15 protein-coding genes are annotated in these 14738 nt (G+C 34.9%); 2 read left to right on the top strand and 13 right to left on the bottom strand.

From position 1 onward, the window contains the following. Window positions 1–2 precede the first annotated feature (2 nt). From EG358_RS00605 to EG358_RS00560, 10 genes are all read right to left on the bottom strand, one after another. Window positions 3–641: an outer membrane beta-barrel protein gene (locus tag EG358_RS00605; protein WP_076562021.1), complete on the bottom strand. Its 639-nt coding sequence runs from the start codon at window positions 639–641 to the stop codon at window positions 3–5. Beyond that, window positions 625–1440, bottom strand: coding sequence for an ABC transporter ATP-binding protein (locus tag EG358_RS00600; RefSeq protein ID WP_076562020.1), 816 nt, complete (start codon window positions 1438–1440; stop codon window positions 625–627). The genes EG358_RS00605 and EG358_RS00600 overlap by 17 nt, the downstream gene beginning before the upstream one ends. After that, window positions 1440–2192: an MlaE family ABC transporter permease gene (locus tag EG358_RS00595; RefSeq protein ID WP_076562019.1), complete on the bottom strand. Its 753-nt coding sequence runs from the start codon at window positions 2190–2192 to the stop codon at window positions 1440–1442. The genes EG358_RS00600 and EG358_RS00595 overlap by 1 nt, the downstream gene beginning before the upstream one ends. 107 nt (window positions 2193–2299) lie before the next feature. Further along, a complete protein-coding gene (locus EG358_RS00590) occupies window positions 2300–3670 on the bottom strand; it encodes an exopolysaccharide biosynthesis polyprenyl glycosylphosphotransferase (RefSeq protein WP_076562018.1) in 1371 nt (456 codons plus the stop codon). A gap of 36 nt (window positions 3671–3706) precedes the next feature. After that, window positions 3707–4336, bottom strand: a complete 630-nt coding sequence (locus EG358_RS00585; protein WP_076562017.1) for a 7-carboxy-7-deazaguanine synthase QueE — start codon at window positions 4334–4336, stop codon at window positions 3707–3709. Window positions 4337–4343: 7 nt separating this feature from the next. Beyond that, window positions 4344–5228 (bottom strand): bifunctional 5,10-methylenetetrahydrofolate dehydrogenase/5,10-methenyltetrahydrofolate cyclohydrolase, encoded by an 885-nt coding sequence (locus EG358_RS00580; protein WP_076562016.1) that lies wholly within the window; start codon window positions 5226–5228, stop codon window positions 4344–4346. Between the two features lie 31 nt (window positions 5229–5259). Continuing rightward, window positions 5260–5550, bottom strand: a complete 291-nt coding sequence (locus EG358_RS00575) for a type II toxin-antitoxin system RelE/ParE family toxin (protein WP_076562015.1) — start codon at window positions 5548–5550, stop codon at window positions 5260–5262. Continuing rightward, entirely contained in the window at window positions 5540–5758 is a 219-nt protein-coding gene (locus EG358_RS00570) for a hypothetical protein (RefSeq protein WP_076562014.1), read from the bottom strand. Before EG358_RS00570 ends, EG358_RS00575 begins: the two co-directional genes overlap by 11 nt. A gap of 40 nt (window positions 5759–5798) precedes the next feature. Further along, a complete protein-coding gene (pgi, locus tag EG358_RS00565) occupies window positions 5799–7439 on the bottom strand; it encodes a glucose-6-phosphate isomerase (protein ID WP_076562013.1) in 1641 nt (546 codons plus the stop codon). Between the two features lie 236 nt (window positions 7440–7675). Beyond that, on the bottom strand, window positions 7676–8578 hold the full coding sequence (locus EG358_RS00560; protein ID WP_076562012.1) for a DUF4349 domain-containing protein: 903 nt from the start codon (window positions 8576–8578) through the stop codon (window positions 7676–7678). Between the two features lie 201 nt (window positions 8579–8779). Here EG358_RS00560 and EG358_RS00555 point away from each other — a divergent pair, with 201 nt between their 5' ends. Then, window positions 8780–10138 carry an acyl-CoA dehydrogenase family protein gene (locus EG358_RS00555; protein WP_076562011.1) on the top strand — a complete coding sequence of 453 codons (1359 nt, stop codon included), beginning with the start codon at window positions 8780–8782 and terminating at the stop codon, window positions 10136–10138. An 86-nt stretch (window positions 10139–10224) separates the two neighbouring features. Here the strand turns inward: EG358_RS00555 and EG358_RS00550 are convergent, their stop codons facing one another. Then, complete coding sequence (locus EG358_RS00550; RefSeq protein WP_076562010.1) at window positions 10225–10602, bottom strand: MauE/DoxX family redox-associated membrane protein; 378 nt, start codon at window positions 10600–10602, stop codon at window positions 10225–10227. Between the two features lie 143 nt (window positions 10603–10745). Between EG358_RS00550 and EG358_RS00545 the strand changes: the two genes are divergently transcribed. After that, the gene (locus tag EG358_RS00545; protein WP_076562009.1) at window positions 10746–10994 is read left to right on the top strand and encodes a bacteriocin-like protein; all 249 of its coding nucleotides are present in this window, start codon (window positions 10746–10748) and stop codon (window positions 10992–10994) included. Between the two features lie 74 nt (window positions 10995–11068). Here the strand turns inward: EG358_RS00545 and EG358_RS00540 are convergent, their stop codons facing one another. Both EG358_RS00540 and lon read right to left on the bottom strand, forming a co-directional pair. Continuing rightward, a complete protein-coding gene (locus EG358_RS00540; protein WP_076562008.1) occupies window positions 11069–12181 on the bottom strand; it encodes an AI-2E family transporter in 1113 nt (370 codons plus the stop codon). 75 nt (window positions 12182–12256) lie between these two features. After that, on the bottom strand, window positions 12257–14665 hold the full coding sequence (lon, locus tag EG358_RS00535) for an endopeptidase La (RefSeq protein WP_076562007.1): 2409 nt from the start codon (window positions 14663–14665) through the stop codon (window positions 12257–12259). Window positions 14666–14738 lie beyond the last annotated feature (73 nt).

Here is a 14738-nt window from a genome sequence, read left to right as displayed (position 1 = left end):
AATTAGAATTTATATCCTAAACCTAACAGAAATAAGCTTGATCTGTTGTCATAATTAATTTCCTGACTTGATCCTGCAACGTTGTTGATGAATTTTCTTTGGTCTTTAGAAAAAGCTCCTTCGTATCTTGCTGAAAGAATAATCTTCTTAATTTCACTTTGTACACCCAATTGGTAACCAACTGTAAACTCTTTAGCGTCTACTTTCTGTACAAAGTTATCAAAATTATCGCTTTTAGCTAAATTGAAACTTCCAACAGGTCCGGCATAAGCACTTAGTAAATCTCCCAATACATTCACCCCAACCAAAACAGGAATATCTACTCTGCTGTTTTTGGCCTTAATGGTAGTCTGAGCTGCATTCACGTCATTTTGTACGGTAACTTCATTGCTGAAATTGGTATAATAAATCTCCGGCATTACGTATAAAGCTGTTGGCAAATCGATTTTTAAAGATAAACCTACGTTAAAACCTGTAATGTTTTTACCTTTTTGTTCTACAGCATTAGTTGCTGCAGTTTTAAGATTCTTCCAAGAAGCTGAGCTTGTAGGAATCAATACATTTGCTTTTCCTGCCAGTGAAATTTGCGCTGATGCAAAAACAGAAAATCCTATAAATGCTGCACTAATTAATTTTTTCATTGTCGTCTATTTTTGTAATAGTATTTTCAATTGTCTTATTATTCTCCAATAAATATTCTCTCAATTCTTTGAATAATTCTGATGAATAAACGAAATCGATCAGATTTTTATTGCCTGCAGTAATCAGAATGTCTTTATTGCCTTCCCATTCTTTTATGCCCAATCTCAGATATACAATTTTCTCGCCAATGGTCATTACCGAGTTCATATCGTGAGTGTTGATGATGGTTGTAGTATTGTATTCTTTGGTGATTTCAAGCAATAAATCATCAATTACGTTGGATGTATAAGGATCTAATCCTGAATTTGGCTCATCACAAAACAGATATTTTGGGTGGTTTACAATCGCTCTGGCAATTGCCACACGTTTTTGCATCCCTCCGGAAATTTCAGACGGAAACTTTCTGTTAGCTTTATCTAAATGTACTCTTCCGATAACCTCAAAAACTCTTCTTTTCTTTTCTCTGAAGGTTAAATTGGTAAACATATCAAGTGGAAACATGATATTTTCTTCAACAGTCAAAGAATCAAACAAAGCACTTCCCTGAAATAGGGTGCCGATTTCAGATCTTAAATGCTGTTTTTCTTCACGGTTCATTACATTTATATCTCTGCCATCAAACAAAATTTCCCCTGATGAAGGTTGATAAACATTCAATAAACTTTTTAGGAAAACGGTTTTCCCGGATCCACTCTGGCCTATAATAAGATTCGTTTTTCCTTTTTCAAAAGTGGTTGAAATTCCTTTAAGCACTTCAACATCACCAAAACTCTTTTTAAGATCTTTTACCTCAATCATTAGCTTAATATTAATTGTGTTAAAATTAATTCGGAAATAATGATAAATACCATCGTCCAAACCACCGCTTGTGTACTTGCTCTACCAACTTCCAGTGAACCTCCTTTTACAAAATAACCGAAATAAGAGGGAACGGTTGCAATCACAAATGCAAAAACAATAGTTTTGGTAAATGCATAAATAATGAAAAGGTTGGGCATGTACATTTGGATACCTGAGATATAATCTGCAGTCGTCCAGTTACCGGTAAGTATTCCGGCGATATAACCTCCACCAATACCAAAAACGATACTGAGTGCAATTAAAAGCGGATTAAATATAAGACAGGCTATAATTTTAGGTAAAATTAAAAAATTGGGTGAGTTAACTCCCATAATGTCTAAAGCATCAATCTGCTCAGAGACACGCATAGTACCAATGGTAGAGGCAATATATGAACCTACTTTTCCCGCCAAAATTAAGCTGATAATAGTAGGAGCAAACTCCAGAACTAAAACTGCTTTGGTTGCGTATCCCACAAAAGATGGAGGAATTGGGAAAGATGATGCATCAAAATTGTTAAACATCTGAATGGCAACTACGGCTCCGACGAAAATAGATGTGAATATAACCAACCCAAAAGAGTTGACTCCCAAATCATTGATTTCTCGCATAAAAAGCTTCCAAAAAACTCTCATTTTCTGAGGCTTTTGAAGAGATTTACCGATAAGAATCATGTATTCTCCTATGGCTGTAAAAAACTTTTTTAACATTCTGCTAAATTAGACTATTTTTATTTAATTTATTTAAGATTGAGGTTAAGGCTGAACCTTTGTTTTGATGCTAAAAATCTAAAATTGATTGTAACAAAAACCTCGTCTTATTTTGCATTTTTATCTCCTATAATTACTAATAAAATGGTTTTTAAAATAATGACTATATCCAGAGTAAAACTCCAGTTTCTAATATAGAATGCGTCGGCAAGAATTCTCTTGTTCATTTCTATTTCTACATTTCCCGCATCACCTCTTAAACCATTTACTTGAGCTAAGCCCGTAATTCCGGGATTTACCAAACTTCTCAAGCTGTATCTTCCTATTTTGGGTTTGTAATAGTTATCAACCGCCAGCATGTGTGGTCTGGGTCCTACAATAGACATTTCACCTTTCAAAACATTGATAAACTGCGGCATTTCGTCAAGACTGGTTTTCCTTAAAAACTTTCCTATTTTGGTAATTCTCGAATCATTTACACCTGTAGTTTTTGATGTAGAATCTTCATTCACAACCATTGTTCTGAATTTAATGCAATTAAAAATTTCCTCATGAAAACCATATCTTTTCTGAACAAAAAATACAGGTCCTTTAGAATTTCTTTTAATTAAAATTGCAATAATGGGAAATAGCCACGAACAAATTAATAGCAAAACCAAGACCGAAAAAATAATATCAAAAGTTCTCTTCAGAAAAAAATTAGAATAATAATCTAAAGGATACTTTGCCTGAGTTAAAACGGGCTGGGTTTGAATATATCCTAAGTCATAAAAGAAAAAATTGTTCTTCGAAATACTCGGGATCAAAGAAATATGAACTTTGTTGGCTTCTGCCAATTTGAACATCTTGTCTTCCATCTCATTGGTGAATGAATTTTCTGTCGGAATAAATAAGGTGTGAATTCCATTTTTTTTCCAAAATTCAACAAGATTTTCGGTATCTAGCTCAGATGAAGTATAATTAAATATTTTGTACCCAAAATCTTTTCTGTCTTCAATAATTTTCTTTAAAACCTCCGTTGATTTATTCTCACTTAGAAACATCACATTTCGGTGGTTGACTCCCATTGTTCTGATATATCTTATCAAGAAGTAAACAGCAGATTTTAATGTAAATATAAAAACGAAAAGGTAAAGTGATAGCCAGGTAAGTTCGGAACCAAAAAATTGATTGCCGCTCACTTTCCGAATCAATACCAAGCCTATTATAAATAAGAGAAAATGAATAATAATGCGCTCTACAAAAAGTATATAGGTAAGGTTTCTGGATATGTTGTAAATTCTGGTTCTTCCGCTTAGTAAAACCCAGAATGACATAACGAGAAGTAAAGGAAAAGCAGATTCCGACCATAATTCCTGATTGTCTGACAAACCTCGTGAAGTATTTAAAAAATACAATACAAATACTGCTGCAAGAACCAGAAGGTCAAGCAATATGATAATTGACTTTAAATAACGGGAATATCGGATTCTTTGCATCTTCTCTAATGAAAGGCAGAAGCTAATATAAACAATTTAAGGAATATTAAGGTATTTATGAGTCTGAACCGATGCTTGCCACCGCGGATTTGCAAGGATAAAATCGGTAATTTTAGGATACATCTCGTCACGTTTGCTCCATTCGCTCTGAAGATAAAGTCTGCAATTTTCAGAAACTTTTGATGCTTGTTCGTCGGCAAACTTAAAATCATTATTATTAAAAACAATCATTTTAAGCTCGTGAGCTTTAGCATAAATTTCTTCTTTTGGAAGTCCTGTTTTCTTTGGTGAAAGTGTAATCCAGTCGATTTGTCCGCTTAAAGGATACGCGCCTGAAGTTTCAATATGGATGGTGCATCCTAATTCTTTTAATTTAGAAGTCAAGATATCTAAATTCCACATTAATGGTTCGCCGCCCGTCAAAACAACAATTTTACAGTGTTTTGCGGCAGTTTCTGCAATTTCTTCAGCATTTATCAAAGGGTGTAGTGTAGGATTCCAGCTTTCTTTCACATCACACCAGTGGCAGCCGACGTCGCAACCTCCCAGTCTGATAAAGTAAGCTGCTTTTCCTGTATGCGCACCTTCACCCTGAATAGTGTAAAAATGCTCCATTACAGGGAGCATTTTACCTTCTTTTAATAATATATCTTCTTCTTTATTCATTTCAAAATTAGTCGTTATAGACTGAAGTTTTGTAAGCAATGATGGTATTTTTCATCAACATCGCTCTTGTCATTGGACCTACTCCTCCCGGAACCGGCGTGATCCAGCTTGCTTTTGCTGCACAACTGTCAAAATCTACATCACCTGCCAGATAATATCCTTTTGGAGAATCGTTGTCTACTCTTGTGATACCAACATCCACAATTACGGCTCCGTCTTTGATCATTTCACCTTTTAAGAAGTGTGGATCACCCAAAGCGGTAATCACGATGTCTGCTTTTTTGGTATATTCTTCAATGTCTTTCGTGTAAGAGTGAGTCAAAGTAACCGTTGAATTTCCGGGGAAATCTTTTCTTCCCATCAAAATACTCATCGGTCTTCCTACGATTTTACTTCTTCCGATGATGACACAGTCTTTTCCTTTCGTTTCAATATTGTATCTTTCAAGTAATGTCAAGATTCCGAAAGGGGTTGCAGGTAAGAATGTATCCATTTCCAAAGCCATTTTACCGAAATTTGTAGGATGGAAACCGTCAACATCTTTTCTTGGATCGATTGCGTTAATGATTTTTTCCTGATCAATCTGGTCTGGCAAAGGCAACTGAACGATAAAACCGTCTACTGATTTATCTTTATTAAGTTCGTCGATTTTTTCCAATAATTCAGACTCAGAAACTGTACTTGGAAATTTAACCAAGCTAGATTGAAATCCTACTTCTTCACAGTCTTTCACTTTAGCATTTACATACGCCTTGCTTGCTCCATTGTTCCCAACAAGAATAGCTACTAAATGGGGTGCTCTTCTTTTGCTAGCAATGATTTTATCAACTTCAACCTTGATTTCTGCTTTTATTTCTTTGGATACTTTTAATCCGTCAAGAATTTCTGCCATTTTTACTTTTATTACTTTTTATTATTAGATTTTAAGGATATTTTTCCGGATTCTGATGAGTACAGAAAACAGAAAGGATATAAATCACTTTTTCTTCATCATTGACCTCGTAGAAAATTATGTAAGGAAATTTCTTAACAGGTAAAGCTCTTACATTTTTAAATCTTTTTTGAAAATAAGGATTGCTTACAATTCTGTTTATCGAAAGATCCAACTGCTTATTAAAGCTTTTTACAACTTTCAATGAAATATTCGCATAATAATCTGTTGCCTCTTCAATATTGTCTTCCGCAATTGGTAAAAATTTAAAACTAAAGTCCATGCTTGGCTCTAATTCTTTTTAAAGATTCTTTACCATCTACTGCTTTAGATTTATCTTGTTTTAAAGCCGTTTCTATTGCTGCAATCATTTCATCCGTCAATTCAAAATCATCTTCATTTTTTTCAAAACTGATTTTCATTTTTTTCAAAAAAGTTTCCACAAAGGTTTCTTCTTCCTTATTGTTTAGGTTTATAATAATTTGTGTCATATTTTTATTTTTGATTAAAATTAATGAAAATCTTCAACAATTATTTATTTCCTTTATAATAATTGATCAATCCATTTGTTGAGCTGTCGTGAGAGCTAATTGTCTCATTACTTTCAAGTTCCGGTAAAATTTTATTGGCTAAAACCTTTCCTAATTCTACCCCAAACTGATCAAAACTGAAAATATTCCAAATCACACCCTGAACAAAAATTTTATGTTCATACATTGCAATTAATTGTCCTAGCGAAAATGGAGTTAATTCATTGAATATGATTGAGTTGGTAGGCGTGTTTCCGTGGAAGACTTTATAGTTTAATAAGAAATCAACTTCTTCTTCAGATTTTCCTGATGCTTGTAATTCAGATTCAACTTCTTCTTCGTTTTTACCAAAAGCTAAAGCTTCGGTCTGAGCGAAAAAGTTAGCTAAAAGTTTATCCTGATGATCAGAAACTTTGTTTGGACTTTTCGCATACGCAATAAAATCTGCCGGAATCAATTCTGTTCCTTGGTGAATCAATTGATAGAATGCGTGTTGGCCATTTGTTCCAGGTTCTCCCCAAATAATTGGGCCTGTTTCATATTCTACAAATTCTCCGTTTCTGTCAACGCATTTTCCGTTGCTTTCCATATCTCCTTGCTGAAGATACGCTGCAAATCTGTCTAAATATTGAGAGTAAGGTAAAATAGCATAAGTCGTCGCAGCATAAAAATTACGATACCAAATTCCTAAAAGTCCCATCAAAACAGGAATGTTTTCTGAAAATTCAGCAGTTTGGAAATGCTGATCAGTATTTTCAGCACCTTTTAATAATTGCTCAAAGTTTTCATATCCAACCGCAAGAACAATGCTTAATCCGATGGCGCTCCATAATGAATATCTTCCGCCAACCCAATCCCAGAATTCGAAGATGTTTTCTTCTGCGATTCCAAAGTCTTTAACTGATTGAACGTTAGTGGATAAAGCTACAAAGTGTTTTGCTACATCTTCCTGTTTTCCTGCTTTTAAAAACCAGTCTTTTGCAGAATTCGCATTCGTCATTGTTTCCTGCGTTGTAAACGTTTTCGAAGCAATAATGAATAAAGTGGTTTCAGGATTTAAGTTCTTTACAACTTCTGCAATATGGTTTCCGTCTACGTTTGAAACGAAATGAACATCCAATCTTGTTTTGAAATGCTTTAAAGCAGAAACTACCATTACCGGTCCCAAATCTGAACCACCGATTCCGATATTCACCACATCCGTAATTTCTTTTCCGCTGAAACCTTTGTGCTCTCCTGAAATAATTTTTTCTGAGAAAGACTTCATGTGCTCCAAAACTCTTTTGATCTGAGGCTTAATATTTTCACCGTCAACCAAAATTTCTTTATCAGAAAAATCTCTTAATGCAGTATGTAAAACCGCTCTTCCTTCTGTTTCGTTTATTTTATCTCCCGAAAACATTTTAGAAATAGCATCTTTTAACTGACATTCTTCTGCAAGATTCAATAGAAGTTCTTTAGCTTTAGAATCTATTAAATTTTTAGAATAATCGAATAGAAAATTATCTTTTTTAATAGAAAACTCTTCAAAACGATTTGGATTGTACTGGAAAAGGCTTCTCAACTCAAAATCATTATTTCCAAAATGTTCATCGAGGGCTTTCCAGCTATTTGTGTGTGTAGGGTTTATTTTTGATAACATAGGTAGAATTGCTTATAAGACTTAGGGATTTTTCGAATAAATCCACTAAAATCGTATTTATTAAATTTCAATCTGCAAATTTACGGAATTTTCGTACAATGATGTTAATTGAGAATTAAAAATCAATTTTCAAGTGAGATTTGCTGAAATGCATTTTAAATAAATCAGAAAAACCTCCACAAAATGTAGAGGTTCGTAATGTTTATATAAATAACCAGAAGGTTAGGATGCCAAGTTTATTCTTTGTCGACTGGGATTGACTTCTTAGTAGACTTATTTTTGCGATAAAAGTAAAATGCAATAGCTGCGATAATTACAATTGGCCAGATCGTTACCAATCCTATAAGAATTCTTTGAATTAAATAATATCCTTCAACAAAAGCATTTTTTGCACTGTAGAAAAAGTCGAATTTATATTTATTATCAATGTTTTCAGAATTGGTTACTGCAATTTCTGCGATTCGGAGCTTGGGTTCTTTAATGTAGATATCAACAGTGCTGTATTTCAGATTGTCGGTAACATCAAGATTTGCCAATTGCTGCAGGTTTTCTTCAGACATATTTTCATCGCTCATTTTTACTTTATCTTTTGTGGTTTTAAGCTCAGAAATATTTTCACTGGTTTTTTTAATTCTTTTGCCTTCCATTTCTGCATATTTAATGCTTGAAGTAACATCTTCGGCATTAATAATTCTAGAATTCAGGAAAAGTTTTTTATCATTGATTAAGGTTAATAGCTCGCCCAGTTTTGAGGTCGGCACTCTTACCTGCAATGTGTTTTCTGTCTGATACTTTTTTACCAGCATAGCTTCTTCATTTGAAGTGTTGTAAGTATCTTCAGAAATTACCCTGCTCTGTAAATTGCTGTGGGTAACAAATCCGCCGAGCTCCTGTACCGATTTTTCTATAGAAATTGTTGCATCATATACATCTTTTACTTCCATATTTACATTGGCGGTTTTTACAAATTGTTTGTCTTTCACAGACATGGTGGCTACAGAAGAAATGCTGTCGGCAGAAATCTCGTTACTATATTCTGTCGTTTGGTAGTCACCTGTTGTGGCTTCACCTTTTTTGCAAGAGTAGATGCCAGCTAAGAGTGCTGTTGCGATTGATAGTCTGATGTAAGTCGTTTTCATATTTTAATTTTTTATTGTTTACTTAGGTCAAAGTTCACGCAGAATCGTTTGTAATGTTTGAATATTGCAGGTAAACATTTTGTAAATATTTATTTAAATTTAAAATATTGAATTTCAGTTTTTTGTAAAAGAGCAGGCACTGTTTGTGTGGTATTTCGGATTGATTTTTGCTGATGTTTTACAAATTAAATCTCAAATAATATGTCTAAAACTTTTTCCAAAATCAGAAACGCCATAGAATTATTTAAATCAATTGATTTTGATCAGCTTAGCGAAATTTCGCAGAAAGTAAATCTCCCAAAACTCATGGAAAATTTTTCCAAGCTTGATGACAAGCAGCTCAGCGGAATGATGAAAATGCTCGATCCCAATAAGAAAAAGAGAGAGTTACCGCCAATTGATGGAGATTTCTACGATATTTATCACACCTTAACTCCTGAGCAAAGAGAAGTTCAGCTGAAAGTAAGAGCGTTTATGGAAAAAGAAGTGAAACCTTTGGTAAATCATTATTGGTTGCGGGACGAGTTTCCACACGAGCTGATTCCAAAATTTCAGAAACTTGATATTTGCGGAGTAACTTACGAAGGGTATGGTTGTAAAGGCATGCCATTTTTAATGGAAGGAGTTATTGCCATGGAAATGGCACGAATTGATGCTTCGATTGCTACTTTTTTCGGTGTACAGTCCGGCTTGGCAATGGGCTCTATTTATATATGCGGTTCGGAAGAGCAAAAACAAAAATGGCTTCCTCAAATGCAGAGGTTTGAAAAAATTGGTGCATTTGGCTTAACTGAACCCGAAGTCGGTTCAGGAGCAGCAGGAGGTTTAACGGCAACTTGCAAAAAAACTCCGGAAGGTTGGATTTTAAATGGTGAAAAAAAATGGATAGGAAATGCCACTTTTGCAGATGTAATTATTATCTGGGCAAGAGATCTTGATGATGGAGAAGTAAAAGGTTTTATTGTTGAAAAAGACAATCCGGGTTTTTCAGTGGAGAAAATCAAAGGAAAAATGGCGCTCAGAATCGTTCAAAATGGTTTAATTACGCTAAAAGATTGTTTAATCACAGAAGAAAACAGGCTTCAAAATGCCAATTCATTCAAAGACACGGCAAAAGTTCTCAGAATGACGAGAGCCGGAGTAGCGTGGATGGCGACTGGCTGCGCTAGAGGAGCGTATGAAAGTGCATTAGCATATACCAGAACACGAGAGCAGTTCGGAAAACCAATTGCTTCATTTCAAATGATTCAAGGACATTTGGTTGAAATGTTATCGAATTTGACGGCGATGCAAACCCTGGTTTTCAGACTTTCTGAAATGCAGGATGAAGGAATTTTAAAAGACGAGCACGCTTCTTTAGCAAAAGTTTTCTGTACAATGCGTACGAGAGATGTTGTTTCCAGAGCACGGGAAGTAATGGGCGGAAACGGAATTTTACTTGAATATGATGTCGCCAGATTCGTTGCTGATGCAGAGGCTATTTACTCTTATGAAGGAACAAAAGAGATCAACTCACTGATTGTTGGCAGATCAATTACTGGCTTCAGCGCATTTGTTTAAAAGTCGATGGTGAATTTTGAATCTTCTTCGCAAGTGAATTGAAAAATTGACAAGCGGAGCGAATTGACCATTCACCATTCACATTATTACTTCAGCAAAGCGTTATATTTTTCTTTGTTATCAATAAGCATCCAAAGATTAATTAAAAATAAAACACCGGCTATTGATATTCCCATTGGAGATTTATCCATCGTGAAAACATGAATTACAATTCCTATCATTACCGGCAAAATAACAATGGCGCCCAAAGCTCTTGTTTTTGGAAAGATAAATAATAATCCACCGACGATTTCCACCGTACCCACTAACGGCATCAGCCAGAAGATTTTGTCAAATGCTGCAAAAAGTTCCATTTGCTCGGGAGTGGGTTTTTCCATTGGCATGTAATTGAGGAACTTGTTTAATCCGGCATTGATAAACATTAACCCGAAGAGGAGACAGATGATAAATTTGATAATTTTCATGAGTAATATTTTTCATTAAAATTAAATAAAATTATAATCGGTTGATTAAAAACTAATTAATTTTTAAGAACATTAAGAAATGTATATAGATTTGTCTATTTATTTGATATATTTGTTAGATTAAAAAATAAAAACGAAACAATATGTTGAAAAATCTTAAAAAACTAAATCGTACAGATTTAAGAGAAATTCTAGGCGGCGGTGGTCCCGGAAAATGTGATATCGGGCCAATTGGTTGTCCATGCAAAATCCCAGCTGGAGATCCATGTTTAGGTGGCGGTGGTGGACCGACTGATCCGGGAGATCCCATCGGATATTGTACGTATAGCGGAACGTATATCTATTGTACGGAAACATGTCCGAATGGTACGAGCCCGCTTTGCGCATTATAAAAACTAAAAGCCTTCAATCTGAAGGCTTTCTTTATATGAAATAGTACTCATTACCAATTGCTTATCACTCATAATCAATCCATTTCCTTTAAAGTGATATTCTTAGAAATCTTGTAGCTTTTTTTCTTTTTATTGGGTTTGTCATCTTCACCCAGCAATTTCCCCCAGGGCTTTAAACCGTCTACTCTTTCAAAAATAATTTTGATAATCGCAATCGCAGGAATACATAGGAACATTCCTGAAATTCCCCAAAGGTGTTCGCCTAAAAGAATTCCAATGAAAGAAAATAGTGCGTTGATTTTCACTTTTGAACCAACTACAAAAGGCAGTACAATATTTCCGTCAATGGCATGAACGATCACGTAGCCAATTGCTACATAAACGCAGGTAGAAACAGTGCCGGTTGCAAATGCGATAAAACAAGAAATTAATAACGAAATAGCGATACCGATGTAAGGAATAACGTTTAATAATCCCGTTAAAACGCCCAGTAAAATCGCATATTTTACTCCTAAAATAGTAAGAACTATCGTAGCAAGTACAGAAACAATAATTACCTGAAGACAAAGACCTATAATGTATCTCTTCGTCATAATTCTTACTTCTGAAACGACTTCTTGCACGCTTGCTTTATGCTTTTCATTGAAAACATTGACGATAAAATTATTTAAAATCCTTCTGTAATTTAAGATGAATATGAAAAACAGAATGAAAAATACCATAAAACCTAAACTTGTAGAAAAAATTCCGAACGTAAAGCCAAGAATAATTCCTGATGAAGACAAAAGCTTGTTTAAGCCCTGATCCAAATAATCGAGTTGCTCATCAATTTTTACATTAAAAGTATGTGATACCCAGTTTTGCAGATTGTGAAAAACTAAATTAAATTGTTTGCTGAGGTGCGGAAGATCTCTGCTGAAGCTGGATAATTGCGATCCAAAGAAATAGAGCAAGCCTGTAAGAATAATCAACATTATCATTACCGAAACAATGGTAGACACAGATCTTGGGAATTTTAATTTTCGCTCCATAAAATTAGCAAGCGGTAAAAAAAGCATCGCCAACAAAAATGCCAAAAAAAACGGAGCCAAAATACTTTGCCCCAATTTGATAAGGTAACCTATCCCGATGATTGAAATCACTGCTAATGCAAGTTTCAGGAGAAATGGAAGTTTTATAAAATTCATAATTAAAAATCTGCTGTATAAAAATAATAAAACCCCACCGTTTTGAGATGAGGTTTTTAGTTTATTGTTGAAAATTTATTTTTCGATGGCCAGTTCAAGCACTTCTTTCATCCAGCTTACGTAGTTTACTTTCAGGTTTTTCAGATAGTCTTGCTTTATTTCTTCTACATCTTTTCTGTTGGCTTCGCAAAGAATTACTTCTGTAATGCCGGCTCTTGTTGCGGCGAGTAGTTTTTCTTTAATTCCGCCTACAGGAAGTACTTTTCCTCTTAGCGTAATCTCACCGGTCATCGCAAGGTGTGGTTTTACTTTTTTATTTTTGAATGAAGAAACCATAGAAGTCAGCATCGCAATTCCTGCAGAAGGTCCGTCTTTTGGTGTTGCGCCTTCTGGAACGTGAACGTGAATGTTTTTCTTTTCCAAGTCATCTTCATTGATTCCGAGGTCTTCATGCTTGGCTTTGATGTATTCCAACGCAATTGTTGCAGATTCTTTCATTACCGTTCCCAGATTTCCGGTCATCGTAAGATTTCCTTTTCCGTTGCTGGTGATACTTTCGATAAAAAGGATGTCTCCACCTACGCTTGTCCAAGCCAATCCCGTAACTACTCCGGGAACATCTGTTAATTCAGATAAACTTTTCGGTCTTGGAACGCCTAAGATTTCATCAACTTTGTCAACCGTAATTTTAGTATCATATTCTCTTACCAATGCCGTCTGCAAAGCAACCCAGCGTGCAATTGCGGCAATTCTTTTTTCTAAAGTTCTTACGCCGCTTTCTGAAGTGTGTGCTTCGATGATATGCTTAAGTTCAGGATTTCCAAGTTTGAAAGATTTTGCTGTCAAACCGTTTTCTTCCTGTTGTTTTTTGATTAAATGTCTTTTGGCAATTTCAATTTTCTCCTCCAACGTATAACCTGCAATCTGAATGACCTCCATTCTGTCTAAAAGCGGAGTTTGAATCGTTGAAAGCGAGTTTGCTGTTGCCAGAAACATTACTTTAGACAAATCATAACCCAATTCAAGGAAGTTATCGTAGAAAGAATTATTTTGTTCAGGATCAAGAACCTCAAGCAATGCCGAGCTAGGGTCGCCATGCATTCCTTTTCCTACTTTATCGATTTCATCTAAAACAATTACAGGATTAGAAGTGCCCGATTTTTTAATAGACTGAAGAATTCTTCCGGCCATTGCACCAATATATGTCTTTCTATGACCGCGGATTTCGCTCTCGTCATGAAGTCCACCCAAAGAAACACGTACATATTTTCTTCCCAAAGCATCAGCAACAGATTTTCCTAGAGATGTTTTACCAACTCCTGGAGGTCCTACCAATAATAGGATTGGGGATTTCATGTTATTTTTCAATTTTAAAACCGCCATGTGTTCTAAAATTCTTTTCTTGATATCTTCTAAACCAAAATGAGCTTTATCTAAAACTTTTTCTGCTTTTTCGATATCGAAAGTGTCTTTTGTAAAGGTTTCCCAAGGTAGATCGGTAAAGAAATCCAGATAATTTCTCTGAACATTATAATCCGGAGAATTTGGGTTTTGTCTTTGCAGTCTTCCTATTTCTTTCTGGAAGTGCTCTTCAACTTCAGGTTTCCAGTTTTTATCTTTCCCTTTTTTAAGTAAATCTTCAACGTCACTTTCTGGCCCGCCTCCCAATTCATCCTGAATGGTTCTGATTTGTTGATTCAGAAAATATTCTCTCTGCTGTTTGTCTAGATCTTTAGAGGTTTTTTGATGAATTTGGTTTCTGAGTTCCAGTTTTCGGAAGTCTTCGTGCATCATTTCGTAGCACTTTTTGGCTCTTTCCATCAGACTTTTTTCTTCCAGAAGTTTTTGTTTTTCCAGATAAGGGAAATTGGCATTTGTGCTTACAAAATTCAGTAAATCTTCGTTATTGCTGATGTTTTTTATAGCAAAGTTAGCCGCATTCGGAATATTAGGATCAAGCTCAATAATTTTTAGGGCTAAATCTTTAATGTTTTCGAGTAATGCCTCGTATTCCTCCTTGTTTTTAGCTTTGGTATCTTTTAATTTAGTTATTTCAGCCTTAAAATAAGGTTGAGATTCTAGTATTCTTTTTATTTTAAATCGATGGAATCCTTTAGTAATCGCAGTGATATTCCCTTCCGGAAGTTTAATGATTTTAATAATTTTCGCTAAAGTTCCGGTGTGATAAAGATCTTTTTCGGTAGGTTGCTCGATGTCAGAGTTTCTTTGGCTTACAATACCAATATAATCGCCATTTTGCTGTGCTTCTTCAAGCAGCTGTATTGAGGCCTTTCTTCCTGCAGTGATAGGAATAACTACATTAGGAAACATTACCATATTTCTTACCGGAAGTATTGGGAAAATGTTTTGCTCAGAGCTTTTCTCATGATCCATATTCAAGTCTGAAAGGTTGATTTCTTCGGCTACAATATTAAAGCCGTCGCCAAGAATATCATCAAAATTTATATCTTCAAATTCTGTCATAATAAATCGAATGACAAATTGTCATCTTCAGTTTAAGTCGTTACAATGATAATTTACAATATGCTTAGAGAAA

Source organism: Chryseobacterium indoltheticum, from assembly GCF_003815915.1.
Taxonomy (GTDB): Bacteria; Bacteroidota; Bacteroidia; order Flavobacteriales; family Weeksellaceae; genus Chryseobacterium; species Chryseobacterium indoltheticum.
This window is presented reverse-complemented; position numbering and strand designations above follow the sequence as displayed.